This is a genomic window from Anaerococcus sp. AGMB09787, assembly GCF_022808955.1.
Lineage (GTDB): Bacteria > Bacillota > Clostridia > Tissierellales > Peptoniphilaceae > Anaerococcus.
Genome location: NZ_JAKZEY010000001.1, coordinates 101,840 through 126,533 on the forward strand (window position 1 = coordinate 101,840; position 24,694 = coordinate 126,533).

At 38.2% G+C, this 24,694-nt stretch carries 22 protein-coding genes and 1 pseudogene; 17 read left to right on the forward strand and 6 right to left on the reverse strand.

The features are described 5' to 3' along the window. Window positions 1-109 precede the first annotated feature (109 nt). Window positions 110-1,381 (reverse strand): glucose-6-phosphate isomerase, encoded by a 1,272-nt coding sequence (locus tag MUN42_RS00500; RefSeq protein WP_243342313.1) that lies wholly within the window; start codon window positions 1,379-1,381, stop codon window positions 110-112. A 209-nt stretch (window positions 1,382-1,590) separates the two neighbouring features. On the opposite strand from MUN42_RS00500, the gene rbr reads away from it, so the two are divergent. The 6 genes and pseudogenes from rbr (at window position 1,591) to nagB (ending at window position 5,841) form a co-directional block, all read left to right on the forward strand. Then, the gene (rbr, locus tag MUN42_RS00505; protein WP_243342314.1) at window positions 1,591-2,184 is read left to right on the forward strand and encodes a rubrerythrin; all 594 of its coding nucleotides are present in this window, start codon (window positions 1,591-1,593) and stop codon (window positions 2,182-2,184) included. Between the two features lie 320 nt (window positions 2,185-2,504). Beyond that, window positions 2,505-2,909, forward strand: a pseudogene (locus tag MUN42_RS00510) (recombinase family protein); the annotation flags it as partial. Between the two features lie 8 nt (window positions 2,910-2,917). Continuing rightward, window positions 2,918-3,631, forward strand: a complete 714-nt coding sequence (locus MUN42_RS00515) for an FctA domain-containing protein (protein ID WP_243342454.1) — start codon at window positions 2,918-2,920, stop codon at window positions 3,629-3,631. A gap of 5 nt (window positions 3,632-3,636) precedes the next feature. After that, window positions 3,637-4,395: a class B sortase gene (gene srtB, locus MUN42_RS00520; RefSeq protein ID WP_243342316.1), complete on the forward strand. Its 759-nt coding sequence runs from the start codon at window positions 3,637-3,639 to the stop codon at window positions 4,393-4,395. Continuing rightward, entirely contained in the window at window positions 4,382-5,029 is a 648-nt protein-coding gene (locus MUN42_RS00525) for an FctA domain-containing protein (protein ID WP_243342317.1), read from the forward strand. Before srtB ends, MUN42_RS00525 begins: the two co-directional genes overlap by 14 nt. A gap of 89 nt (window positions 5,030-5,118) precedes the next feature. Then, complete coding sequence (gene nagB, locus MUN42_RS00530) at window positions 5,119-5,841, forward strand: glucosamine-6-phosphate deaminase (RefSeq protein WP_243342318.1); 723 nt, start codon at window positions 5,119-5,121, stop codon at window positions 5,839-5,841. A gap of 66 nt (window positions 5,842-5,907) precedes the next feature. Here the strand turns inward: nagB and MUN42_RS00535 are convergent, their stop codons facing one another. Both MUN42_RS00535 and MUN42_RS00540 read right to left on the reverse strand, forming a co-directional pair. Continuing rightward, complete coding sequence (locus MUN42_RS00535; RefSeq protein ID WP_243342319.1) at window positions 5,908-7,449, reverse strand: AbgT family transporter; 1,542 nt, start codon at window positions 7,447-7,449, stop codon at window positions 5,908-5,910. 146 nt (window positions 7,450-7,595) lie between these two features. Beyond that, window positions 7,596-8,831: an aminopeptidase gene (locus tag MUN42_RS00540; protein WP_243342320.1), complete on the reverse strand. Its 1,236-nt coding sequence runs from the start codon at window positions 8,829-8,831 to the stop codon at window positions 7,596-7,598. Window positions 8,832-8,954: 123 nt separating this feature from the next. Here MUN42_RS00540 and pepF point away from each other — a divergent pair, with 123 nt between their 5' ends. Together pepF and merA are read left to right on the forward strand one after the other, a co-directional pair. Further along, window positions 8,955-10,754, forward strand: coding sequence for an oligoendopeptidase F (gene pepF, locus MUN42_RS00545; protein WP_243342321.1), 1,800 nt, complete (start codon window positions 8,955-8,957; stop codon window positions 10,752-10,754). A gap of 179 nt (window positions 10,755-10,933) precedes the next feature. Beyond that, a complete protein-coding gene (merA, locus tag MUN42_RS00550; protein WP_243342322.1) occupies window positions 10,934-12,250 on the forward strand; it encodes a hypothiocyanous acid reductase MerA in 1,317 nt (438 codons plus the stop codon). 61 nt (window positions 12,251-12,311) lie between these two features. Here the strand turns inward: merA and MUN42_RS00555 are convergent, their stop codons facing one another. The 3 genes from MUN42_RS00555 to MUN42_RS00565 are packed head-to-tail and all read right to left on the reverse strand — an operon-like array spanning window position 12,312 to window position 15,150. Further along, window positions 12,312-13,223: a phytoene/squalene synthase family protein gene (locus tag MUN42_RS00555; protein ID WP_243342323.1), complete on the reverse strand. Its 912-nt coding sequence runs from the start codon at window positions 13,221-13,223 to the stop codon at window positions 12,312-12,314. Further along, complete coding sequence (gene crtI / locus MUN42_RS00560) at window positions 13,223-14,719, reverse strand: phytoene desaturase family protein (protein WP_243342324.1); 1,497 nt, start codon at window positions 14,717-14,719, stop codon at window positions 13,223-13,225. The genes MUN42_RS00555 and crtI overlap by 1 nt, the downstream gene beginning before the upstream one ends. 2 nt (window positions 14,720-14,721) lie before the next feature. Beyond that, the gene (locus tag MUN42_RS00565) at window positions 14,722-15,150 is read right to left on the reverse strand and encodes a MarR family transcriptional regulator (protein ID WP_243342325.1); all 429 of its coding nucleotides are present in this window, start codon (window positions 15,148-15,150) and stop codon (window positions 14,722-14,724) included. 302 nt (window positions 15,151-15,452) lie between these two features. Here MUN42_RS00565 and MUN42_RS00570 point away from each other — a divergent pair, with 302 nt between their 5' ends. From MUN42_RS00570 to MUN42_RS00610, 9 genes are all read left to right on the forward strand, one after another. Continuing rightward, window positions 15,453-15,677, forward strand: coding sequence for a ferrous iron transport protein A (locus MUN42_RS00570; protein WP_243342326.1), 225 nt, complete (start codon window positions 15,453-15,455; stop codon window positions 15,675-15,677). Further along, window positions 15,674-17,788: a ferrous iron transport protein B gene (feoB, locus tag MUN42_RS00575; RefSeq protein WP_243342327.1), complete on the forward strand. Its 2,115-nt coding sequence runs from the start codon at window positions 15,674-15,676 to the stop codon at window positions 17,786-17,788. Before MUN42_RS00570 ends, feoB begins: the two co-directional genes overlap by 4 nt. A gap of 10 nt (window positions 17,789-17,798) precedes the next feature. Then, window positions 17,799-17,951 (forward strand): hypothetical protein, encoded by a 153-nt coding sequence (locus MUN42_RS00580; RefSeq protein ID WP_243342328.1) that lies wholly within the window; start codon window positions 17,799-17,801, stop codon window positions 17,949-17,951. A 303-nt stretch (window positions 17,952-18,254) separates the two neighbouring features. Continuing rightward, window positions 18,255-19,736: a glutamate--tRNA ligase gene (gene gltX / locus MUN42_RS00585; RefSeq protein ID WP_243342329.1), complete on the forward strand. Its 1,482-nt coding sequence runs from the start codon at window positions 18,255-18,257 to the stop codon at window positions 19,734-19,736. Next, entirely contained in the window at window positions 19,736-21,157 is a 1,422-nt protein-coding gene (gene cysS, locus MUN42_RS00590; RefSeq protein ID WP_243342330.1) for a cysteine--tRNA ligase, read from the forward strand. Before gltX ends, cysS begins: the two co-directional genes overlap by 1 nt. Next, the gene (gene rlmB, locus MUN42_RS00595) at window positions 21,157-21,861 is read left to right on the forward strand and encodes a 23S rRNA (guanosine(2251)-2'-O)-methyltransferase RlmB (protein ID WP_243342331.1); all 705 of its coding nucleotides are present in this window, start codon (window positions 21,157-21,159) and stop codon (window positions 21,859-21,861) included. Before cysS ends, rlmB begins: the two co-directional genes overlap by 1 nt. Next, entirely contained in the window at window positions 21,848-22,381 is a 534-nt protein-coding gene (locus tag MUN42_RS00600) for an NYN domain-containing protein (protein WP_243342332.1), read from the forward strand. The genes rlmB and MUN42_RS00600 overlap by 14 nt, the downstream gene beginning before the upstream one ends. A gap of 23 nt (window positions 22,382-22,404) precedes the next feature. Next, window positions 22,405-23,427, forward strand: a complete 1,023-nt coding sequence (locus MUN42_RS00605; RefSeq protein ID WP_243342333.1) for a sigma-70 family RNA polymerase sigma factor — start codon at window positions 22,405-22,407, stop codon at window positions 23,425-23,427. Window positions 23,428-23,518: 91 nt separating this feature from the next. Then, on the forward strand, window positions 23,519-24,622 hold the full coding sequence (locus MUN42_RS00610; protein ID WP_243342334.1) for an anaerobic sulfatase maturase: 1,104 nt from the start codon (window positions 23,519-23,521) through the stop codon (window positions 24,620-24,622). Window positions 24,623-24,694 lie beyond the last annotated feature (72 nt).

Here is a 24,694-nt window from a genome sequence, read left to right on the forward strand (position 1 = left end):
ATAAATACCAATACATCAAGATGTGATTTATAATATTATAGATAAAAAAGGCAGGGCCTAGACCTCTTATTGAAGGACATCAGCTCCCTGCCTACTTACTTATTTAATTTTAATAACCTGGCTTGCCTAAAAGCTTAAACATTTGCTTCTTGTACTCCTCAACTCCTGGTTGGTTAAATGGATTTACCCCTAGCATATAGCCTGACACTCCTACAGCTATTTCAAAGAAGTAAAAGATCTCGCCCAGGCTCTCTGCTGTGATCTTATCAAGTTCGATTCTAATATTTGGCACGCCACCCTTGACATGGGCTATGGTTGTGCCTTCCATGGCTTGCTTGTTGACAAAGCTTAAGCTCTTATCTTCTAAATAATTGAGACCATCTAAGTTGTCAGCATCTGCCTTTATACTTAGGTCGATTTCATTATCCTTAACTTCGATTACTGTTTCAAATAAGTTTCTCTTGCCCTCTTGAATCATTTGACCTAGGGAGTGGAGGTCAGTTGTATTGTTGACTGATACAGGGAAGATGCCCTTGCCATCTTTTCCTTCTGACTCTCCATAGAGTTGCTTCCACCATTCAGCTACATATTGGAGTTTTGGTTCATAATTTACCAAGACTTCTATATCCTTACCATTATTATTTAGCATATTTCTAACAGCTGCATACTTGATAGCAGGATTATCAAAAGACTTCTCTGTATAGAGGTCTTGACCCTTCTTAAAGCCTTTCATAAAGGCATCGATGTCAACTCCTGCTGCTGCTAGTGGCAAGAGTCCTACTGCTGATATTACCGAGAACCTTCCCCCTATATCATCTGGTACAACAAAGGTCTCATAGCCTTCAGCATCAGCGAGTTCCTTCAATGCGCCCTTCTTACTATCAGTAGTAGCAAAGATTCTTGCTTTAGCTTCTTCCTTGCCATACTTTTCTTCGATAGCTTCCTTTAAGAACCTAAAGGCTATGGCAGGCTCGGTTGTAGTACCGGACTTAGAAATAACATTCAAACTATAATCTACATCCTTCAAATAATCCAATAACTCAACCAAATATTCACCTGACAATTGATTGCCGGCATAGATTAACTTAACCTTCCTATCAGAAGAAAAATACTTATCAAGAGCAACATCTACTGCCTTGATTCCAAGATATGATCCACCTATACCAATAGAAACAAGGACATCAGAATTTGTCCTAATCCTCTCTGCTGCCTTCTTGATCCTATCAAACTCTTCCTTGTCATAGTCTGTTGGTCTCTCAATCCAACCCAAAAAATCATTGCCCTCTCCACTCTTAGCAATAAGAGTATCAAAAGCCTCCAAGGCCTTAGCCTCATAATCTTTAAGGCCACTCAAATCTACATTAGTAAAATCAATATTCATAACTACCTCCTATGTAATCTATTTATATTATACCCAATAAGGGCAAAAGCTAGGCTTAAAAATCACAAATGATAATGATTATATATATCAAAATTAGAATGATAAAAATATTAGAATCATTCTTGACAAAACAAAAAAGTCGTATTATAATATAGACAGATGGTAAGAAATAACAACACATATCGAAAATAGAAAAGGAGATAATACATATGACATCACTAAAAGGAACAAAAACAGCACAAAACCTTATAACATCATTCGCTGGTGAAAGCCAAGCAACAATGAGATATAGATATGCAGCAAAAGTTGCTTCAAAAGAAGGATACAAACAAATTTCTAACATCTTCGAAGAAACAGCTGCAAACGAAGTAGAACACGCTGCAAGATTCTACAAATTCTTAAAAGAAGAATTCAAACTTGAAGCAATCGAACTAAACCCAGAATATACAGCATTCCCAGTTGTATACCATGATACACTAACAAACCTAGAAGGAGCTATCGAAGGCGAAAACGAAGAAGCTGAATCAATGTACCCATCATTTGCTGAAACAGCAAAAGAAGAAGGATTTGATGAAGTAGCTAGAGTATTCACAAACATCGCTAAAGTAGAAGCAGCTCATAGAGATAGATACCAAAAACTACACGATAACGTAGAAAACGGAACAGTATTTGAAAAAGAAGAAGCTGTAATCTGGAAATGCGGAAACTGTGGATTCCTATACGAAGGAAAAACAGCACCAAAACTTTGTCCAGCTTGTAAACATGGTCAAGAATACTTCGAAATCGCAAGCTTCAATTATTAATCAATAAACTAAAGAGCCAAGATCCCTGGGGACTAATCCTGGGGATTTTTTTGTCCCTAAATTGAAGCCCTCATTTATAAAACTTAACTCAAAGTTAGCTATTAATTCTAGATAAATATGATTTCTTTCTTCTCTTTTCTTGATAATATATAAATAATATTTACACAGTATAAATTATTATTTGAATGCCCTTTTAAACATTATAAATATAATAAATCTATAACTCATATTGATATCGACGTGTTTTCAGACTCAATATGGGTTTTATTTTGCGTGGAATGTATATTTAAATAATTATTATATGTGAATGGAGGTTTTTTATGGAATACGGATATATTAGAGTGTCAAGTAAAGAGCAAAATATAGATAGACAATTAACAGCTATAAGGAAAGAAAATATAAATGAAGAAAATATTTATATAGATAAGTCCTCAGGAAAAAATTTTGATAGACGATCATATAAGAAATTATTGGAAATAATTAAACCTGGAGATATTATCTATATAAAATCAATCGACAGATTAGGAAGAAATTACGACGAAATTTTAAAACAGTGGAATTATTTAACGAAAATCAAAGAGATAGACATAGTGGTTTTAGACTTGCCTTTATTAGATACTAGAACAAATGAGACCAACCTAACAGGAAAATTCCTGGCAGATACTGTCTTACAAATATTATCTTATGTAGCTCAAATAGAAAGAGAACATATATTAAATAGACAAAAGGCAAAATTGCATTTAATAATGAAGATACACAAGGAACTAAAACTCTTGAACTTGAATTTGGAGACCTAGATGATGTTGTACCTGGAAAGTATAAATATACAATCAAAGAAACTGAGGGAAATATTGACGGAATAAGCTATGATAAGAGCGAAAAGATCTTTGAAGTAACTGTATCTATTGATGAGAACGGAGTGAAATCAGTTATAGCAGTAGAAGTAAATGGTGAAGGTAATCAAGTTGGCGAAGATGATACTAAGACAAACCTTGATTTTACAAACACTTACACTACAAATCCATTAAAAGTAACTAAAAAATTAGCAGGTAATGCTAGAAATCTTAATGATAAATTTACCTTTACTATAACTATAAACGGTGCTGAAGGAGAAACTTACAAAACTAATATACCTGGGAATGAAACAATAACATCAGGTCAAGCAGTTAACTTTGATCTTGGTCATGAAGACTCAGTTGATGTATATGGTCTATCACCAGCAGATACCTATACTGTAACAGAAGATGAAAAAGACTATACATCAGAAGGTGAGGTAGAAGATCCTACTGCTATTGGAGATACTGAAAAGAATATAATAGTAACAAATACCAAAACTCAAACAGTACCAACAGGTCTTTATGATAATATAGCTCCATTTGCCCTAGTTATAGTAGTAGCAGGTGCCTTCGCAGTTATTTACTTCAAGAGAAATAGACAAGAAGCATAAGATAGATGGGAGCACTTGGAAAGTTTTCTAAGTATTGTCAGAGATTAGTTGATATGGTAGTTGCCCTGGCCTTAGTTCTGATAATGGCCTTCTCTGTTTATTCCTTATTTAGTACCTACAAGCTCTACAAAGGAGCCTTTGTATCAGAGAAGCTACTAGCTATGAAGCCTGATCCAATCAAGCCTGAGCTTGGCTTTGCTGAGCTTAAAGCTATTAATGAAGATGTGATTGCTTGGATTAGCGTAGATGGTACAAATATCGATTATCCAGTCCTCCAAGGGGAGGATAATATGGAGTATGTCAATAAGGATGTATATGGAGATTTTGCCTTTTCAGGAGCCATATTTATGGATTATAGGAACTCAAATGATTTTACGGATGAGTATTCTCTATTGTATGGTCATCATATGGACAAGGGAGCTATGTTTGGAGATCTAAAGAAGTTTTATGACAAGGGATTTTTTGATAGTCACAAGACAGCAAGCCTTATTACAGATAAGGGAGAGTACAAGATTGACTTATTTTTGTTAGTGGAGGCTGATGCCTACGACGATATTATCTTCAATCCTGACACAACTTCTACTGATATGGCAAGGGATGATTTCGTGGCTTATCTTAGAGAAGAAAGTATAAATTCGAGAGATATAGACTTTGGAGAAAATGATAAGATCATAGGATTATCGACTTGCAAGACAACCAATACTAATGGTCGCACTATCCTCTATGGAGTAATTAGAGAGGAGGGAGTAAGTGAAGGCAAGTAGGAGAATTTTATTTATTGTATTCTTCTTGATAGGATTTATTATACCTGGTTCGGCCTTGGCTGATGATAAAGCTATAGAAGCTAATATACCTGTCGAAGTAGAATATGATGGATATGATAAAGAGGAATTTGAATTCGTTATAGAAAAATTAGATGGCTCAACAAGTTATATGCCTGAGAATACAAGTATAAGTATTGAAGATAAGGGTTCATTTGGTCCTATAGATTTTGATATACCAGGCAAATACCAATATCTTATAAAGCAAGTACCAACTGATAAGCCAATTATTACCTATGATGAAAGAGTGTATCATCTGGATATCTACCTTCAATATCTGGAAAATGGAAATAAATCTATAAGTATGGTTATATATGGTGAAAATGGGGAGAAGGTTCCAAAGATAAAGTTTGTGAACAAGAGGAAATGGTCACCAAATCCAGTAGTCCCAGACAAACCGGACAAGCCGGATCCAGAAGAACCAATTCCGGATCAACCTAAAAACAAAGAAGTAAACAAAAAGACCAATAATAGCAATCCTAAGATGGGTGTAGAGAGTGTAGGTCTTTCAATAGTTATTTTGTTAGCTTCAATACTAGCACTCTTTCTACTAACTAGAAAGAGAAGAGAGATATAGCCAAGATCCCTGGGGACTATCCCTGGGGATTTTTTTGTCTTTGGAGTATTAACCTGTATAATTTTAGTAGAAGAATTAAAGGAGATATTATGAATATTATAGTATGTAAAGATTATGATGATATGAGCAAGAAGGCTGCTGATCTTGTTATCAGCAATATGGTAGAGAAGCCTCAAATAAAGCTTGGTCTAGCTACTGGGTCTACTCCAATAGGCCTTTATCAAAACCTTATCAAGGCTAGCGATGAGGGAGAGATTTCTTTTAGGTATGCTAGGAGCGTAAACCTAGATGAGTATGTTGGCATTGATCCTACTAATGACCAATCTTACCAATATTTTATGAATGAAAATCTCTTTAATCATGTTAAGTTTGATGAAGGAGCTACCAAGCTTCCTCATGCTCCAGAAGCTGATGAGAAGTATTGTAAGGAATATGATGCCTACCTTGATGAGTTTGGTCAAAGGGATATCCAAATCCTTGGTATAGGACCAAATGGTCACCTAGCCTTCAATGAGCCAAGTGATAAGCTAAATAGGAGAACTTCTATAGTTAAGCTTAGTGAAGAAACTATCGAAGCTAATTCAAGGTTTTTTGAAAGTAGGGAAGATGTTCCAAAGTATGCTATCTCTATGGGAATGGCAGATGTCTTCAATGCAAAGACCTTGATATTACTGGCCAGTGGCAAGAATAAGCACGAAGCAGTAAAGAGACTTATAGAAGAAGATACAATCTATCCAGGACTTCCTGCAAGCTTCTTAACCCTCCACCCAAATGCCTATGTATTTGTTGATGAGGACGCTTATAGGGGATAATTTGGCCGGAGCAGCTGCTCCGGTTTTTTGGTAAAAAATTACCTCGGCATGAACCGAGGTTTTACTCTATACAGCAAGTAGGGCGCCTGGTCCTACTGGAAGGCCTATTAGCATCCAACCTATTAGCATCAAGGTCCAGATTCCTAGGAAGGATAGGGAGTAAGGTAGCATGGTTGAGATAAGGGTACCAAGGCCTTTTTCTTTATCGTATCTTTGCATGAAGATAACAATCATTGCAAAGTAGTTCATAAGTGGACTTATGATGTTGGTTGATGAGTCAGCTATCCTGTAGGCAACTTGGGTTAGCTCTGGTGATAGACCAAGTTCAAAGAACATAGGCACAAAGATAGGAGCCATGATAGCCCATTTTGCTGAGGCTGATCCTATGAAGAGGTTGATAAAGGCAGATATTAGGATAAATAGAACTATTAGAGGTATACCTGAAAGTCCTATTGATTCTAGGAATTCTGCTCCCTTTACGGATAGGATTGTACCCAGGTTGGTATAGGCAAAGAGGGATACAAATTGAGCTGCAAAGAAGGATAGGACTAGAAAACCTGCCATTGATGACATGGAGTGGGTCATAGCTTCTACTAGGTCTTTGGAATTATTAATCTTCCCTACAGTTTTACCAAAAACAAAACCTGGTATTATAAACAATAGAAAGATGGCAAAGATTAGTCCATGGGCTAGGAAGTTCTCGAGGGTCATCTCTCCATTGGCGTTGGCCTCTCTAAGGATAGCATTTTGTGGGATGGTTAAGAATCCTAAAAATACTAGGTAAATTCCTATACTAATAAGGGCGTTTCTAAGTCCCTTTTTCTCAAGGTCAGTAAGTGGTTTATCTTCTCCGACATAAGATCCCTTGTATTCTCCTAGGTTAGGTATTACGACCTTTTCTGTAACCACAGTTCCTACTAGGGTTAGAAGGAAGGTAGATACTACTAGGAAGTACCAGTTACCTGTTACATCTACTGAGTAATTGATATTGGAAGCTCTGAGGGCCTCGTTGGTTATACCAGATAGCAAGGCATCTGTTGGTCCAAATATGAGGTTGGCAGAAAATCCTCCAGATACTCCGGCAAAGGCTGCTGCAAGACCTGCTATAGGGTGCTTGCCTGCTGATGCAAAGATTAAGGCCCCTAGGGGAATTACCACTACATAACCAGCATCAGATGCTATATTTGATACAATACCTGCAAAAACTACTGCTGCTGTAAGGATTACAGATGGTACGTTTGATAGGAGCTTCTTTAGACCTGCATCAAAAAATCCAGAATATTCAGAAACACCTACTCCGAGCATGGCCACGAGGACTACTCCAAGTGGGGCAAAGGAGGTAAAGTTTCCTACCACTGATGTGAAAATGTGACGGATACCTTCTGCATTTAAGAGAGAAACTGCTGCGATTTGTGTTTCTTGTTCAGCCTTGGCATCATAATATTCTACTGATAGGCCTGCTGATGCAGAAATATGGGCAATGATAGCTAAAATAGCTATCATTATTAAAAAAATTATAGCTGGATGTGGGAGGGCGTTGCCTACTCTCTCTATCTTAGATAAAATTCCAGATGATTTTTCTTTTGGTGAATTTTTTACTTTCGACATATAAATTCCTTTCCTATAATTATATTATTGCTATTATGTATATAACAACGTTTTTATTATACCATATATGTGCATATATTCACATTTTCTGCATTAATTAAAATATGTCGGATATAAAAAAACCGGCCGAAGCCGGTAGGGTTGTGTTAGAAGGCCCAATTTCCATTTTCGAAGATTTTGAATTCTTCATCTCCCTTGTAGCCGATTATTTCTAGGTCGCTTGTTCCGACCATGAAGTCTTCGTGGATTAGGGAGTCGTTTATGCCTAGTTCTTCTCTTACTTTATCATCCTCTACGCTTGCCCCATCCTTTATGGTTGTAGGGTAGGCCTTACCTAGGGCAAAGTGGCAGGAGGCGTTTTCGTCAAAGAGTGTGTTGTAGAAGAGGATGTTGGAGTTTGATATAGGGGAGTCATATGGCACTAGGGCGATTTCTCCCAAGTTTTTTGATCCATCATCACTTTCTAGCATTTTGGCGAGTGTTTCCTTACCAACCAAGGCATCAAAGTCTACGACCTTACCATTTTCGAAGATAAAGTAAAAGTCATCGATTACTACTCCGTTGTAGACAAGGGGTTTGCTTGCTACAAGTTTACCATTTACATCATCGTATTGGGGAGAGGTGAAGACTTCTTCTGTTGGCATATTTGGTATGAACCTATCTCCCTTTGCATTACTAGATCCTGCAGACATCCAGATATGGTTTTTAGGTAGGCCTACTTCAAGGTCAGTTCCGTTGGATGACTTGTAGTGGACTTTGTCAAATTGGTGGGAGTTTAGGAAGGATGCTTTTTCATCAAGGGTATCGATATGGTTTTGCCAATTTGCTTTGGTTTCTTCCCATGATTCGCTTACCCTAGATACATCTAGGATTACTTCCCATAGTTTATTGTAGGCTTCTTCTTCTCCTAGGTCAGGGAAGACTTTTTTTGCCCATTTTTTGTTTGGTACTGATATTACTAGCCAAGATACTATGTCATTCATGGTGTATTTGACAAATTCCTTGGTTTTTTCGCTCCTTGCTTTGATGGATTCTGCGATTTTTACTTGGTCAAGGCCCTTTAGTAGGTCAGGGTCTTCTGATACTATGGAGATCCTGTTTGATTTTTTTTCTGCTATTTGGTATCTAGATTTTTCTACTTGCCAGTCAGGAACTTCATTTAGGGTTTCACCAGCTTGGTACTCATAGTTAAGTCTTGTTATCCTGTCATCTTTCCAGTCGATAGCTACTTTACGAGCTTCTTTCTTATAGGATTCTTCTGCTATAAGTCTTGCAAGTTCAGGGTTTTCTACTGGAGTTGATATTAAGACGTCTTCGTCTTTTTGTACATTAACGCCAAACTCTACTGCGAGTTTAGCAAAGTTTTCTATTCTTTTATCCATTTTTTCCTCCTTGTTATGGTATTATACTTGCTTTTTGGGTAAAAAAACACGTTTAAGTAGGATATAATAATTATAGGAGTAAAATAATACTAATATTTAAATAATTATTTAAAGGAGGATCATTTGAAAAAGAGAAGTGAAGTTGATGTCAAAGAGACATGGAAAATAGAAGATATGTATGAAAATGATGAGGCTTGCTACAAAGAAGCTGATGATTTAGCTGAAAAAGCCAAGGCCTTTGCTGAGAAATATAAAGAATTAAAGAGTGAAGATGATGTTTTTGACTCATTGGAAGAGTATTCAGATATAGCTGCCATAGCATCTACCCTATCTACCTTTGCAGGTATTTCTATGGAAGTAGATAATACTGACCAAGACCTTATCAAGAGGGATGCTGCTATTTCTGATAGGCTAGCGAGTATTTTTGCTGGACTTTCATTTTATGATGGAGCCTTGGCTAAGCTAGACCAAGAAATCTTGGAAAAGGTAGCAGATAAGCATAAGGAATATGCCTACTATATCGAAAGAATTCTAAAGAAAAAAGAGCATATTCTTGCAGATGAAACTGAAAGTGCCCTAGCTTCCCTTGCACCGACCTTCGATGCCCCATACAAAAACTATAACGATATGCGTTATGGCGATATGGAATTTGAAAATTTCACCTATGAGGGAGAAGATGTAGTGCTAAACCACAATACCTTTGAGGAGTTTTTGGAAGCAGATCCTAGGACAGATCTTAGAAGGGAAGCCTTCAAGAGATACCATGATGTCTTGAGGAAGTATCAAAATGCTAACGCTTCAATTTATAACACCCAAGTTACAAATGAGAAGAAGTTAGCAGATATTAGGGGCTATGAATCAGTCTTCCACTACCTTCTAGCTAAGCAAGACGTGGACTTTGATGTTTATGAAAAGCAACTAGATACTATAATGGAAAAGCTAGCTCCTCACATGAGAAAGTATGCTGGCATTATCAAAAAATACTATGGCCTTGATGAGATGACCTATGCTGACCTAAAGCTTGGTATAGGAACAGACGATGAGAAAGACCTAAGCATTGATAAGGCTCGTGAATACATCCTAGATGGCCTATCACCATTGGGAGAAGAATATACAAGTTACTTGGATAAGGCATTTAAAGATAGGTGGATAGACTATTCACAAAATATTGGTAAGAGAACAGGTGCCTTTTGTGCATCCCCATATAATTCTCACCCATATATAATGACCACCTACAACAATAAGATGAGCCAAGTTATGACCCTATCCCACGAACTAGGTCATGCCCTCCAAGGTATCTATTCAAATGCCAACCAAAAGTCCTTGCTAGCAGATATGTCTATGTACTTTGTAGAGTCCCCCTCAACTGCTAATGAGATTACCATGGAAAGGTACCTCTTAAATAAGGCTAGTGATAAGAAGGAAAAATTATGGGTCCTATCAACTATGATAAGCAAGACCTACTACCACAACTTCGTAACCCACTTTATGGAAGCTGTCTTCCAAAGAGATGTTTATAGGGCAATCGAGAGGGGTGAGAGCCTATCTGCCTATGACCTAAACAAGATGTTTATGGATAATCTTGAGAAATTCTGGGGAGATTCTGTAAAACTTGTTGATGGGGCAGAGCTAACCTGGATGAGACAACCTCACTACTATATGGGTCTTTACCCATACACCTATTCAGCAGGCCTTACTATAGGAACTGTTATATCAGATAGGATAGTAAATGGTAATGATGAAGACAGGAAGAGATGGCTTGATGTCCTAAAACTAGGTGGATCTATGGGACCAATTGACCTTGCCAAGGCTAGTGGAGTTGATATGACCAATACCAAGGCTCTAGAAGAAGCTATAGGCTTTATAGGCTCAATCATAGATCAAATAGACGAATTAGTTGAAGAACTTGGTTTATATAAATAAAAGTAAGGGACGGGGAGGAATCCTCGTTCTTTTTTAAGTGGGAAATTTATGCGGAATAATATTATTTTCTAGATAATGGGTATGAAGGAAATATAATCTTTAATTTAGAGCTAATAAGTTACTAGGGTTTAGCCTTATATCAGATCAAGATAAGCCTAGGAAAACTTAAGGAGGTAAAAATGAAAAAATATGATATTGTAGTTATCGGTTTTGGAAAGGCAGGCAAGACTTTTGCCAAGTTTTCGGCAGGTCTTGGTAAAAAAGTAGCCTTGGTAGAAAAATCCAAAAAGATGTATGGGGGAACTTGCATCAACCTAGCCTGCATACCTACCAAGGTCTTGGTTAAGGCTGAGAGGGAAGGCCTTAGCTATGAGGAGGCCCTTGCTAGAAAATTTGAAGTAGTCAAGGCCCTTAACAATAAAAATTACCACAACTTAGCAGATGAAGAAAATATTGATGTCATAGATGGAAGCGCCAAGTTTATTTCTAATAAGGAAATAGAAGTAACTAATGATGAGGGTCAAAGCCAGATAATAGGGGGAGATATCATCCTCATAAATACAGGCTCTTCTCCTAATAGACCTAACATTGCTGGCATAGCTAGCCCTAGGGTCTATGACTCAGCTTCCTTTATGGAACTTAGAGAAAGACCTGGCTCCCTAGTTATAATAGGTGGGGGTTATATATCTCTAGAATTTGCTTCACTTATGGCAGGCTTTGGCTCAAAGGTTACCCTACTTGCAAGATCAGAGATTTTGGATAAGGAAGATGAAGAGATAGCCAAGGAAATAATAAAGGATATGGAAGCTAAGGGTATAGAAATCATAACAGGAGCAGAAACTCAAGAGATAGTTGACCAAGATAAGTCTGCCATAGTAAGAACAAACAAGGGGGACTATGAGGCAGAGGCAGTCTTAGTCGCTGTGGGCAGACACCCTAATACCGAGGGCCTGGGCCTAGAAAATACTGACATAGAAGTCGGCTCTCATGGGGAAATCCTAGTAGATAAGAACCTAGAGACTAGTGTAGAAAATATCTATGCGGCAGGAGATGTAATAGGAGGCCTACAATTTACCTACAAGTCCCTAGATGACTTTAGGATTATAAAGAGTCAAGTTTATGGGGATAAGTCTTACAATGAAGAAAAAAGGGGAGCCATCCCTTATGCCGTATATATAAGTCCAGTCTTGGCAAGGCTAGGCCTTACTTACGAGGAGGCCAAGGATAAGGGCTACGACCCAGTAGAAAATAAGGTCCCAGTAAATCAAATCCCTCGCCACAAGATAAATAATGATCCTAGGGGCTTGTTTAAAGTGGTAGTCGACAAGGAAAGCAAATTAATCCTCGGGGCCAGCCTCTATGGAGAAAATGCAGAGGAGCTAATTAACTATATCAAGATGGCCATGGATAATGATATACCTTATACCTATATAGAAAATGCTATCTTTACCCACCCAACAATGATAGAATCTTTTAATGACCTAATGAAATTCTAGGCAAAAATATAACCGGTAGCCAGGAGAAATTTTCCTTGGAGCTACCGGTTTAATAAATTTCTTATAAATTTTTTACATAGGCCTTGGCCTTTTTGATTAGGAGGACTTTCTTGGTATTTGATACAAATTGCCTCTTAGAAAAGCAGTCGTAGGAGGCTTGTCTAATCTCATCCATTATGGCCCTATATATAAGAGATGCCGTATAGACTGGAAGTCTTGAGTCCTCATCTATATACTTGAGGTAGTCATTGAAACTATCGTAGTAGGACTCACTTAGCCTAGCAAGGTCTTCCCAAAAATTAATAAAGGCCTTATAGTCTTCTCCATCTCTCTTGCCCTCATTAAAGGCTATTAAATTTTCCTTATCTAGGCCATATTTTGCTAGAAGGTTTTTGGGGAGGTATACCCTATCCCTCTCTCTTAGGTCTTCGCCCACATCTCTTAAGATATTGGTGATTTGCATGGCGATACCGAGGTTTTCACAGGCAGTGAGGAGGTCAGGTCTCCCTAAGTCTTCTTTGTTTTTTATAATTATAGGGAGCATGGCCCTTCCAACAGAGCCTGCTACCAGGGAAGAGTAGGTTATGAGGTCATCTATACTTTCTGGCTCCCTAAAATCAAGGTCCATCTTTTGACCCTCTATCTGCATCAAAAAGGCCTGGCTATCAATTTGGTAGGCCTTTATAGTAGCCTCGTAGGCATCCCACCAAGGATAGGTATTTCTTGGATCTTTTCCCTCTGAGATTTTCAAGAGGTCATCTCTTAGGAGGTTGATTTTCTTTAGGGAGTCTTCCCTATTGAGCTCTGTGCTTTCATCTGTTATATCGTCTATGGTCCTAAAAAATCCATACAAGGCTGCCACAGCCAGGAACTTCTCTTCATCTAGCATCTTGAAGGCCTTGTAGAAACTTTTTGAATTTTCCCTTAGGATATCGACTGATATTTTGAATGATTTATCTAAATTATTTGTCATCAGTAGTAATCCTTTATGACTTCCTTGGCACAAATCCTACCACCCTCTAGGGCTATAGGAACTCCTGCCCCAGGATGGGTAGATGATCCAGTAAAGTAGAGGCCCTCGCAAGCAAGGGACTTACTTTGAGGTCGCCAGTGGTTACTTTGTCTGAGGGTTGGTTGGAGGCCAAAGGTCGCTCCCCTATAGGCAGAGAATTTCTTCTCAAAGTCATAAGGGGTGTAGACCTTCTCCTCTATGATTTTATTTCGAAGGTCAGCTAGCCCCGGTAGGTTAACTAGTTTTTCTAGGGCCTTTTCCCTAAAATAATCAACAGTTTTTTGGTCATAGTCAAATTTCTTTACTCCAAGCTCTGGGACAGGAATTAGGAGGTAGAAGGATGACTTATTATCCTTGCCTGTATTTGGGTCTAGTTTTGAAGGGATAGATAGGTAGATAGAAGGATCTTCCAAGAGGTCTCCTGCAAATATTTGTTCTAGGTTCTTATCAAGGTCCTTACTAACTACAAAGGTATGACCCGCTAGCTCATCATAGACTCCATCGACAGCCCAGTAGAAGATAAGGCAGGAACAAGAATAATCCATAGAGTCGATCTTCTTCTCGGTGTACTTGCCCTTGATGGAATCATCATCAATTAGCTCGTTCATAGTATAAGGGAAGTCGGCATTAGAAATAACTATATCAGACTCAACTATATTATCTCCTATCTTAATCCCCTTGACTTTCTTATCACTTGCCAAGATCTTTTCCACCTTGGAATTATAATGAATCTTGCCACCTAGTTCAAGAAATAGCCTTGCCATAGCCTCTGCCATGGAGTGCATCCCACCTTCTAGGGTCCACACCCCATACAAGAGTTCTATCATAGGGATGATATTGTAAAGGGATGGGCCATTAGAAGGAGATACTCCTATATAGAGGGTCTGAAAACTTAGCATCTCTTGAAGGTCTTTAGATGGAATATATTTGGCCATCATATTTTTGGCAGAATCGAAGGTCTTAAGCCTAAGGGCCTGAATAAGCATATTTGGATTGTAGATATCTCTTTTGTGCCTAAAGGGCCTTCTTATAAAATACTTGAGGGCGATCTTGTATCTTTTGTAGATATCGGCGAGGTAAGACAAAAATCCCTCATCACTTCCATCACCAAAGCCCTCTGCTATCTTCATTAGGTCAATGAGGTCAGAATTTAGCCTATAAGACCTATAGTCTTCTGCAAAATAAACATCATACATGGGATTTACTTCCCTAAATTTAATATAGTCCTTGGGATCTCTGCCTACCTTGGTAAAGACCTCTTCATAGACTTCTGGCATCATAACAAGGGTAGGGCCAACATCAAGGGGCATCCCACCTACATAAATCCTCTCCATCTTGCCACCAGGCTCACTATTTTGCTCATAAATTTCTACATCGTAGCCCCTATCGACTAGCTCGATTGCAGCCGAGAGGCCTCCCATGCCAGCTCCTATTACACTAACTTTTTTCCTATCCAAATCTACCACCTCTTAGTTAATTTATTGAAAATATTATCTGAAATCTTGCAAGACATAGCCCTATAAGATTCAATCTCATCCTTATCAAAACCATCCATTATAATGCTAAGCCATTCATCAATAGCCTCCTTAAGGGAAGGCATCATATCCAAACTTCTATCTGTTATATAGCATTCCTTTTGCCCGAGGGAAGAGTCGCTATCAATCCTATAAATCAAATCTCTCTCTTCAAGCCTTTTCATAAGCTTTGAAAGATTAGACTTATCAATCCCCGTAAAATCAATCAGCTTATATTGAAAAATCCCGGGAGCTTCATCACAAACCAGAAGAACAATCAGCTCTTGCATAGAAATATCATTCTCTTCCAAGATATCCTCCAGAATCTTCTTTCCATACCTATAAAAAATATTAATAAAACAAATAAATTCCATAAGGTCTCCTTACATATTTATATATATACTTTATCATTAGAGTTGTAAAAGACAACTACATTAACTATATATTTAACAAGTAGGCTAAAATAAATAAGCAAGCGATATGAATAAATCTCTTAGATAATAAAAGGATAATCATGAGCTAGGATAGTCTATCCTGGAAAATCTTTTTATTTGCTAGAAGATATGGTAAAATTAATATAACCATTGATAATGATTTTTATTTGAAAAGAATGTTAAGGAATTAGCAAGTAATATATCTACTGATAGGTATATATTTAAGATAAGGAGTGATAAGTATGACTTTAAAAGATATTCCAGTTGGAAAATCTGCAAAAATAAAAAAAGTCGGGGGCCATGGAGCTACCAAGAGAAGGATTATGGAAATGGGGGTTACTAGGGGAACTACCGTTCTAGTTAGGAAGAAGGCACCTCTTGGGGACCCTATCCAATTATCGCTTAGGGGCTTTGAGCTAACTATAAGAAAAGCCGATGCCGAAAATATTTTGGTAGATAGCCTATGACCTTCCAAATAGCGCTGGCAGGTAACCCCAATTCAGGCAAAACTACGCTTTTTAATTCCCTAACAGGATCCAACCAAAAGGTGGGTAACTGGCCAGGGGTTACTGTCGATAAGAAAGAAGGAAAATTAAAGGGTCATAAGGATATAGTTATTGAGGACCTACCAGGGATTTATTCCCTCTCTCCATACACAATGGAGGAGATTGTAAGTAGGAGGTACTTGATTAAAAACAAGCCTGACTTGATTGTTAACTTGGTCGATGCCTCTAACCTTATCAGAAATTTATACCTTACAAGCCAACTCTTGGAGCTTGGGATTCCGACTATTATTGCCCTAAATATGATGGATATCCTAGAAGCCAATGGCGATTATGTCGATACTAAGAGGCTGTCAGAGCTTTTGGGAGTTAGGGTAGTAGAGATAGTTGCCAATAGGGAAGGTGGTCTTGATGAGCTAAAAAAAGCCATCATTGCTGCAAGGAATGAGAAGATATATCCCCATCCTCTAACTTTTTCACATGATATGGAGAGGGGGCTTGCAGAAATTAGAAATCTCTTTGCAGAAGATCTGAATGAGGACTTTGCGAGATTTTATTCTATAAAGTGCTTTGAAAAAGACGAAGATATGATGGCAGATCTTTCTTTAAGTCCTGATAAGCTCACAAAGATAGAAGAGATAAGACAAAGATTTAGGGAGAGCTATGACGATGATGTTGAATCAATCATAATCACAGAAAGGTATGATACCCTATCTGGTATAGAGGATAATATTCTAAGACGAAAGCCAATAAAGTGGACTAAGACCGACAAGATAGATAGGATAGTAACAAGTAAGTACTTGGGCCTTCCGATTTTTGCCCTGGTTATGTTTGTTATCTACTACCTATCCATAGCGACACTTGGAACGAACGCAACCGATGCAGTCAATGGATTCTTTGAAAACATCCTAGCACCAGGAGCTGCAAATATCCTTGATGCGATTGATGTCCACCCAGCCATAGTGGGCCTTGTTAGTGATGGAATTATTGCTGGTGTGGGGGCAGTCCTTGGATTTTTGCCTCAGATGGTAGTCCTCTTTACACTCCTAAGTCTCCTTGAAGATATAGGCTATATGTCAAGGGTTGCCTTTGTCATGGATAGGATCTTTAGGAGCTTTGGACTATCTGGTAAGAGCTTTATCCCGATAATGATATCTACAGGATGTGGAGTCCCAGGGATTCAAGCATCTAGGACCATAGAAAATGACAGGGACAGAAGGATTACTATAATGACTTCTACCTTTATGCCATGCTCTGCAAAGCTTCCTGTAATAGCTATGGTAGCAGGGATATTTTTTGGAGAAAACCAGGCCTGGGTTACCTTTTCCTTCTATATGATAGGGATATTGGCAGTAATTCTTTCTGGCCTTATCCTAAAGAAGTTTAAGAGCTTTGCCTCAAGGCCAGCTCCCTTTGTAATGGAGCTACCAGAATACCACATACCAAGGCTAAAATCTGTTGTAAGGGAAGTCTACAACGAGGCGTCAGCCTATGTAAAGAGGGCAGGAACTATAATCTTATTGTCAACAATTATAATATGGTTCTTGTCAAACTTTAGCTTTAGCCTAGACTTGGTAGGAGATAGGACAGAAGATAGTATGCTTGCCCACCTAGGGTCCTTGCTTTCTTATATCTTTGCCCCACTAGGTTTTAGCTCCTGGCAGGCAGCAGTTGCTACGATTTCGGGCTTTGTTGCTAAGGAAAATGTAGTATCAACTGTAGGGGTCTTGCTAAATACAAGTGTAGATACTACAGGAACTATGAGCCTTCTAGAAGGTTTCAATATAATAATAGGAGATAGTGTAGCTGGCTATTCCTTCTTGCTCTTTAATATGCTCTGCATGCCTTGCTTTGCAGCAGTAGGAGCTATAAAGACTGAGATGAATGATATGAAGTGGACCCTTGCAACTATAGGCTACCAAATGGGCTTTGCCTATGTAATAAGCTTTATATTCTACAATATAGCGAGGTTTGTCCAAACAGGAAACTTTGGGCTTTCTACAGGCCTTGTCCTAGTCGCTATAATACTAATGGGATATTTGATATTTAGGAAGGGAAATTACCGAGAAGAATAAAGGAGATAAGATGAATATACAATCATGGATTATACTAATAGGAATACTTGCCCTTTGCTCATATATAGTTTACAATAACTTTATTAAGGATGGGGGAGATGCAGGCGCTTGCAAAAACTGCTCCCAATCAAAGAATTTAGGCAAAAAAGTAAAGAGAAAATAATTTTAGTAAGTAATCAAAGGAAAGTCGTCCCAGGTGGTCGACTTTTTTGTTCGAGTAAATAAAAAAAGAAGTTAAGACTTTCTAAATAAAAAAAATTAACTTTTAAAAGGATTTATGTAAAGTATAATTAAATTTTGGAATTTTGGGTATAATAAAAAGAAGGCGAATTTTATTTTATGGTCTGGGAGAAGGATTATAATCTAATATTAAGCCTTTTTTACATTTACTACTTAAAAAATTCTTTAAAATAATATATAATAGAAACATAGTATATAAGAGATTTTAAGATATAAGGAGAAGATAATGAGTAACGTTAGAGTTAGATTTGCACCATCACCAACTGGTTATCTTCATATAGGAGGACTAAGGACAGCCTTGTTCAACTACCTATATGCAAGACACACTGGTGGGGATATGATTTTGAGAATTGAAGATACAGATAGGACCCGTTATGTAGAAGGAGCTATAGAGAACCTCCTTGAGGCATTAAAATGGTCTGGAGTTGAGATAGATGAGGGAGTAGTCCTAGACGAAAATGGAAAAGTTAGCCAAAAGGGTGAATTTGGTCCTTACATCCAATCAGAAAGGGTTGATAAGGGAATCTATGATAAGTATATCAAGCAACTTATAGATGAGGACAAGGCTTACTATTGCTTCTGCAGCCAAGAAAGAATAGACAAGGTAAGAGAGCAACAAAAGGCTGACGGCCTTACTCCAAAGTATGATGGCCTATGCCGTTCTATCCCTAAGGAAGAGGCTCAAAGAAGGGTAGATAATGGCGAGGCCCACACAGTTAGACTAAAACTACCAGCTGATACAGACATTACCTTCAATGATAGGATAAAGGGCAAGATTACCTTCAATACTGATGACCAAGATGACCAAGTCCTTATCAAGAGAGACGGCTATCCAACCTACCACTTCGCAGTAGTAGTGGATGATCACTTGATGGGTATTACCCACGTAGTACGTGGAGATGAGTGGATATCATCAACACCAAAGCACGTTTACCTCTACCAAGCCTTTGGCTGGGAAGCACCAGAATATATCCACCTACCAACCGTTCTAAACAAGGACCACAAGAAGTATTCAAAGAGAAATGGAGATGGAATGGTAGAGGACTTCATAGAAGAAGGTTATATGCCAGAAGGTCTAATCAATTTCCTATCCCTCTTGGGTTGGTCACCTGATAGCGAAGAAGAGATTTTCACTATAGAAGAGCTAGCTAAGCAATTTGACTTTGATAGGGTTAATAAGACTGGGGCTGTATTTGACAAGAAAAAGCTTGACTGGATCAACGGCCACTATGTAAGGGAGCTTCCAGTTGAAGAGCTTGCCCAAGAGATTAAACCATATATGATAAAGTCTGGACTTATAGATGAGTCTTACCCAGATGAGAAGCTAAACCTCCTTGCTGCAACCTGGCAATCAGCCATAGACAAGTTCTCAGATGCTCCAGAGCTTGCTAAAAATTACTACCTAGCTGATAGCGATATTGACTATGATGAAGAAGCACTTGATGCTATAAAGACTGACGATGCCAAGAAACTCTTTGATGCCTTCATAGGAGAGCTTGAAGCAATAGATGAAGTAGACGAAGAATTTGCTACTTCCGTAATGAAGAAGATTCAAAAGCAAACAGGTATCAAGGGCAAGAACCTATGGTTCCCAGTAAGGGCAGCCCTCACAGGATCTGTCCATGGTCCTGAACTATCTAATGCCTTCCAAATCATGGGCAAGGCTAAGATGAAAGAAAGACTAGAATACGTAAAGGAAAACTTTTAATGAAAATTCATAACACGCTTACAAGACGAAAAGAAGAATTTACCCCTATAGAAGATGGGAAAATCAGGATGTATGTCTGTGGGCCTACTGTTTATGATTATATGCACATAGGTAATGCTAGACCCCTAGTTGTATTTGACACCTTTAGGAGATATATGACCTATAGGGGCTATGATGTAAAATATGTGGTCAACTTTACTGATGTAGACGATAAGATAATAAATAAGGCAATAGAAGAAAATATTACAACCAAGGAAGTAAGTGATAAGTATATCAAAGCCTATATGGAAGATGCTAGGGACTTAAATATCGATGAAGACAATACTATCCACCCTAGGGCAACAGAGGTTATGGATGATATAATTGCCTTTGTTAAGGGCCTAGTAGATAAGGGGGTAGCCTATGAGTCTGATGGAGATGTCTACTTTGATGTATCCAAGGCCTATGACTATGGCAAGCTTTCAGGAAAAAATATAGAGGATCTCATAAGCGGAGCTAGCAATAGACTTGATGATAAGGATAGAGCCAAGAAAAAGTCCCCAGTAGACTTCGCCCTATGGAAGAAGACCAAGCTTGATGGAGAAGTAAGCTGGCAGTCTCCTTGGGGAGAGGGTAGGCCAGGTTGGCATATAGAATGCTCAACCATGTCTAAGAAAATCCTAGGAGAAACTATAGACATCCACGCAGGTGGAGAGGACCTAGAATTTCCCCACCACGAAAATGAAATTGCCCAATCAGAAGGACTTAATGAAAAGACCTTTGCCAATTACTGGATGCACAATGGCATGATCCAAGTAGATGGAACCAAGATGAGTAAGTCCTTGGGTAACTTCTTTACCCTTCGTGATATCAAAGAAGAATACGACCTAGGAATAATTAGGTTCTACCTTTTGACAACAAACTACAGGCAACCTATAAACTTTACAAGGGAGATAATAGAGCAAGCCAAGGCCTCCCTCCAAAGACTAACCAATGCCTACTTCAAGCTAGAAGAGCTTATAGAAAATGCAGAAGATAAGGCAGAAAGCGATGAAGAAAAGGCTATGGAAAAAGACCTAGAAGCCTTTAAAGAAAGATTTATAGAAGTAATGGATGATGACCTAAACACAGCTGATGGTATAACAGTCTTATTTGATATGGCAAAATTCATCAATACCAAGCCCGATCAGGAATCAAGTAGGGAATTTCTTGAAAAAGTCTTTGCCCTCTACAAGGATCTCTTTTCTGTCCTAGGTCTTGTGGCAAAGAAGAAAGAAAACTCTGATATAGATGTAGAAACGATAGAGAGACTAATCGAAGAGAGAAATCTTGCCAAGAAGGCTAAAAATTATGACCTTGCTGATAAGATTAGAGATGACCTATCCGCTATGGGAGTTAGGATCCAAGATAGCCGTGATGGGGTCAAGTGGGAGCTTATGTAATGGATAAGATTTATGGAAGAAAGCCAATCCTAGATGCCCTAGATAGTGATATCGTCTTTGAGAAAATATATATCCTAAAACAAAATTCAAAAATCCTAGATCAAATAATAGCAAGGGCTCAAGCTAAAAATATAAAAATAGATTTTGTAGATAAGAGATTTTTTGATAATATAGATATAAACCACCAAGGTTTAATGGCAGAAGTAAAATCCTTCGAATACACAGACATAAAAGACCTAGCTAAGGCGACTAGATTGATTATCCTCGATAAGATAGAGGATCCTCATAACCTAGGGGCCATAATAAGAAGTGCAGAGAGCTTTGGCTTTGAAGGAGTGATTATTCCTGATAGGAGGTCAGCTAGTGTAAATCCTACAGTATATAAGACAAGTGCAGGGGCTATTTCCAATATGAAGGTAGCCAGGGTAAAAAACCTCACTAGGACTATAAAAGACCTCAAGGAAGAAGGATTTTGGGTTTATGGACTGGCAGGAGAAGCAGAAGAAAGCCTCCCTAATGTAGACCTAAAGGGCAAGGTTTGTCTAGTAGTAGGCAATGAAGGTAAGGGCATATCTAGACTTGTAAGGGACAATTGTGATATGCTTATTAATATACCGATACTAGGCAAGGTGAATAGTCTAAATGCATCAGTTGCTGCAGGGATAGCAATCTATGAGGTCTTGAGGCAAAATGGCTTTCACTAAAAGAAATATTACCTTTATAGATGGCTACAATGTCATCAACAAACGGCAAGAGCTTAGAGACATATCCAAAGAAAACCTCTCCCATGCCAGGGATAGCCTTATAGAAGAAATGGCAGAATACAAATCCTTGTCTGGAGAAGAAGTAACCATAGTCTTCGATGCCTATAACCTTGATAGGATAAAAGAAACTTATGAAGAAAAATATGGGATGAAGATCGTCTATACCAAGAGATTTCAAACGGCAGATAGCTATATTGAAAGGGAAGTAGCAAAGATTGACAGGCATCACAATATAAAAGTTGTAACAGATGATGCTGCAATCCAGACCCAGGCTTATGGAAGGGGAGCTTTGAGAGTTAGCTCTAATGAATTAAAACTAGAACTAGATAGACTCAGAAACAAGATAAAAAAGGTAAAGAGGGTTAACTTTAGCCAAAACCTCACCACCTTCCCAATATCAAGCGACCTGTCTCAAAAGATAGATGAGCTAAAAAGATCTTTGGAAGAAGAGGATAGGTAAATAAATTCAAAATGGGTGATAGAATGGATAAAATAAATTTAAAAGATGAACAAACTCTAGAAAAATTAAGGGAATACCTCAATGCTGATGAGCTAAGCGAAGAGGAAATATCAACTACAATTGAGGGTTTGTCCGAAGAAGAACAAGACGAATTAATAGATTATATATCAGAAGACTACGAAGAAGAATTTGACGAGGAAGATGACTTTGAGGGTGGGCTTGCTAAGAGAAATCCTGCCTCAATAAAGCCTATCAAACGCCAAGACATGATGAAGCTATCTGACCTAAGTAATGAAGAGATAGTTAGTCAATTCCAAATGGGTAACCAAAACGCCTTGGCTGCCCTAGTAGAAAAAAACCAAGGTCTTGTAAGGAGTAGGGCGTCCTACTTCTTTAGGTCCCATGGCAATGACCTAGACTTAGAAGACCTAGTCCAATCAGGCATGCTTGGTATGATAAGGGCAGCAGAGAAATTTGACCTCTCCCTTGGCTACAAGTTTACAACCTATGCCTACAAGTGGATAGATAAGGCCATAAGAAAGGCTATCAACAAAGAAGGACATACCATAAGGATTCCTGCAGGCAAGTACTTAAAGCTTAACAAGCTAAAACAAATTTTGAAGGCTAACCCTGAAGCAAGCGATGAAGAGCTTTACAAGATACTAGAAAATGAGGGCATAGACAAAAAGCAAGCAGACGACCTCTTCCTTATCAATAGAAACCAAGTCAACTCAACTTCCCTAAACATAAACCTCGATAGTGAAGACTCTACAGGAGATGAGCTAATGGATATGGTTGGTGACGAGTCAACCCCAGTAGATATGATTATCCTAGAGAAGGATATGGAAGAATTCCTTATAAAGGCCTTGGACCAACTAACAGAAAGAGAAAAGCAAATTATAATCTATAGGTATGGTCTAGATAACGAAAAACCAAAGACCCTAGAGGAGATAGGTAAGATCTACAACCTATCTAGAGAGAGGATAAGGCAAATAGAAAACCAGGCCCTAGGAAAATTAAAAGATTTTTCCGAAATGGAAGGCTAAAATACTTAAGGCTTTATACAAGTTTGTATAGGGTCTTATTTTTTTGAAAATTTAGCCAAGAAGCGAAAACTTAGGAAGGAAGGTCAAAATAATGAAAAATCTTAACTTGATGATAAAACCAGCATCAGCTACTTGTAACCTCGCTTGCAAGTACTGCTTTTACCTAGACCAGGCAAGGCATAGGGAGAAATTTACCTATGGGCTTATGAAAGATGATACCCTAGAGAGATTGGTCAAAGACGTCTTTACCGATGACTATGACTCCATAAACTTTCTCTTCCAAGGAGGGGAGCCAAGCCTTGCGGGATTTGATTTTTTTAATAACTTCCATAACTTGGTTGAAGGCTATAACAAAAACCACACTAGACTTAGCTTTGCCATCCAAACCAATGGGACTCTTCTAGATGAAAATTGGCTTAGCCTCTTTAAAAAATACAACTACCTAGTCGGCCTATCTATAGATGGCCTTGAAGAAATCCACGATAACCTAAGACTTGATAGGGAAAATAAACCTACCTTTGATAAGGCTCTTGAGGCAGTCGACCTCTTAAAGAAAAATTCAATTGACTTTAATATCCTAACTGTTGTAACAAAGTCTATGGTCCATAGGGCTAGCGAGGTATATGATTTTTATAAGAAACTTGGCATATCCTACATGCAATTTATCCCTGTAATTGACCCAATTGATGGCAAATATGAGGGGATTAGCCTAGAAGGTTATGACTATGGGGTCTTTTTGGATGAGCTTTTTAATAATTGGTATGAGGACATAAAGAAAGGGAAATTTACATCCATTAGATTTTTTGAAAACCTACTATTGATTTTAATGGGGAGGATGCCCGAAGCCTGTGAGATGGTGGGGAGGTGTTCGGTAAATATAACTATTGAAGCTGACGGGATAATTTATCCTTGTGATTTCTATGCTAGGGATGACTTTGCCCTGGGTCGTGTTGGAGATAAAAGGATAAGTGAGATAATCTTTTCTAAAAATGCTTATAACTTTGTAAAAAAGTCCTTTGATCTAAACCTCAAGTGCAAGACTTGCCCTTACCTTATACTTTGTAGGGGAGGGTGTTTTAGGTATAGGGATGACGACGGGTTAAATAAGCTCTGCCAATCCTTTAAATATTTTTATGAGAGAAACCTTGATAGGCTCATTGACCTTAAGGAGATATTACTTAGTAAAGTCAAGTAGGACGGTGTCTAATTTTCCTAAAGATGAATTGCAAATAATAACGCGACACCTAAATCAAACTAAGTTCGTGCA

Coding starts and splice junctions, on each gene's coding strand:
- MUN42_RS00500 (WP_243342313.1), bottom strand. CDS start 1,381: ATGAATATTGATTTTACTAATGTAGATTTGAGTGGCCTTAAAGATTAT.
- rbr (WP_243342314.1), top strand. CDS start 1,591: ATGACATCACTAAAAGGAACAAAAACAGCACAAAACCTTATAACATCA.
- srtB (WP_243342316.1), top strand. CDS start 3,637: ATGGGAGCACTTGGAAAGTTTTCTAAGTATTGTCAGAGATTAGTTGAT.
- nagB (WP_243342318.1), top strand. CDS start 5,119: ATGAATATTATAGTATGTAAAGATTATGATGATATGAGCAAGAAGGCT.
- MUN42_RS00535 (WP_243342319.1), bottom strand. CDS start 7,449: ATGTCGAAAGTAAAAAATTCACCAAAAGAAAAATCATCTGGAATTTTA.
- MUN42_RS00540 (WP_243342320.1), bottom strand. CDS start 8,831: ATGGATAAAAGAATAGAAAACTTTGCTAAACTCGCAGTAGAGTTTGGC.
- merA (WP_243342322.1), top strand. CDS start 10,934: ATGAAAAAATATGATATTGTAGTTATCGGTTTTGGAAAGGCAGGCAAG.
- MUN42_RS00555 (WP_243342323.1), bottom strand. CDS start 13,223: ATGACAAATAATTTAGATAAATCATTCAAAATATCAGTCGATATCCTA.
- MUN42_RS00565 (WP_243342325.1), bottom strand. CDS start 15,150: ATGGAATTTATTTGTTTTATTAATATTTTTTATAGGTATGGAAAGAAG.
- MUN42_RS00570 (WP_243342326.1), top strand. CDS start 15,453: ATGACTTTAAAAGATATTCCAGTTGGAAAATCTGCAAAAATAAAAAAA.
- feoB (WP_243342327.1), top strand. CDS start 15,674: ATGACCTTCCAAATAGCGCTGGCAGGTAACCCCAATTCAGGCAAAACT.
- MUN42_RS00580 (WP_243342328.1), top strand. CDS start 17,799: ATGAATATACAATCATGGATTATACTAATAGGAATACTTGCCCTTTGC.
- gltX (WP_243342329.1), top strand. CDS start 18,255: ATGAGTAACGTTAGAGTTAGATTTGCACCATCACCAACTGGTTATCTT.
- cysS (WP_243342330.1), top strand. CDS start 19,736: ATGAAAATTCATAACACGCTTACAAGACGAAAAGAAGAATTTACCCCT.
- rlmB (WP_243342331.1), top strand. CDS start 21,157: ATGGATAAGATTTATGGAAGAAAGCCAATCCTAGATGCCCTAGATAGT.
- MUN42_RS00600 (WP_243342332.1), top strand. CDS start 21,848: ATGGCTTTCACTAAAAGAAATATTACCTTTATAGATGGCTACAATGTC.
- MUN42_RS00605 (WP_243342333.1), top strand. CDS start 22,405: ATGGATAAAATAAATTTAAAAGATGAACAAACTCTAGAAAAATTAAGG.
- MUN42_RS00610 (WP_243342334.1), top strand. CDS start 23,519: ATGAAAAATCTTAACTTGATGATAAAACCAGCATCAGCTACTTGTAAC.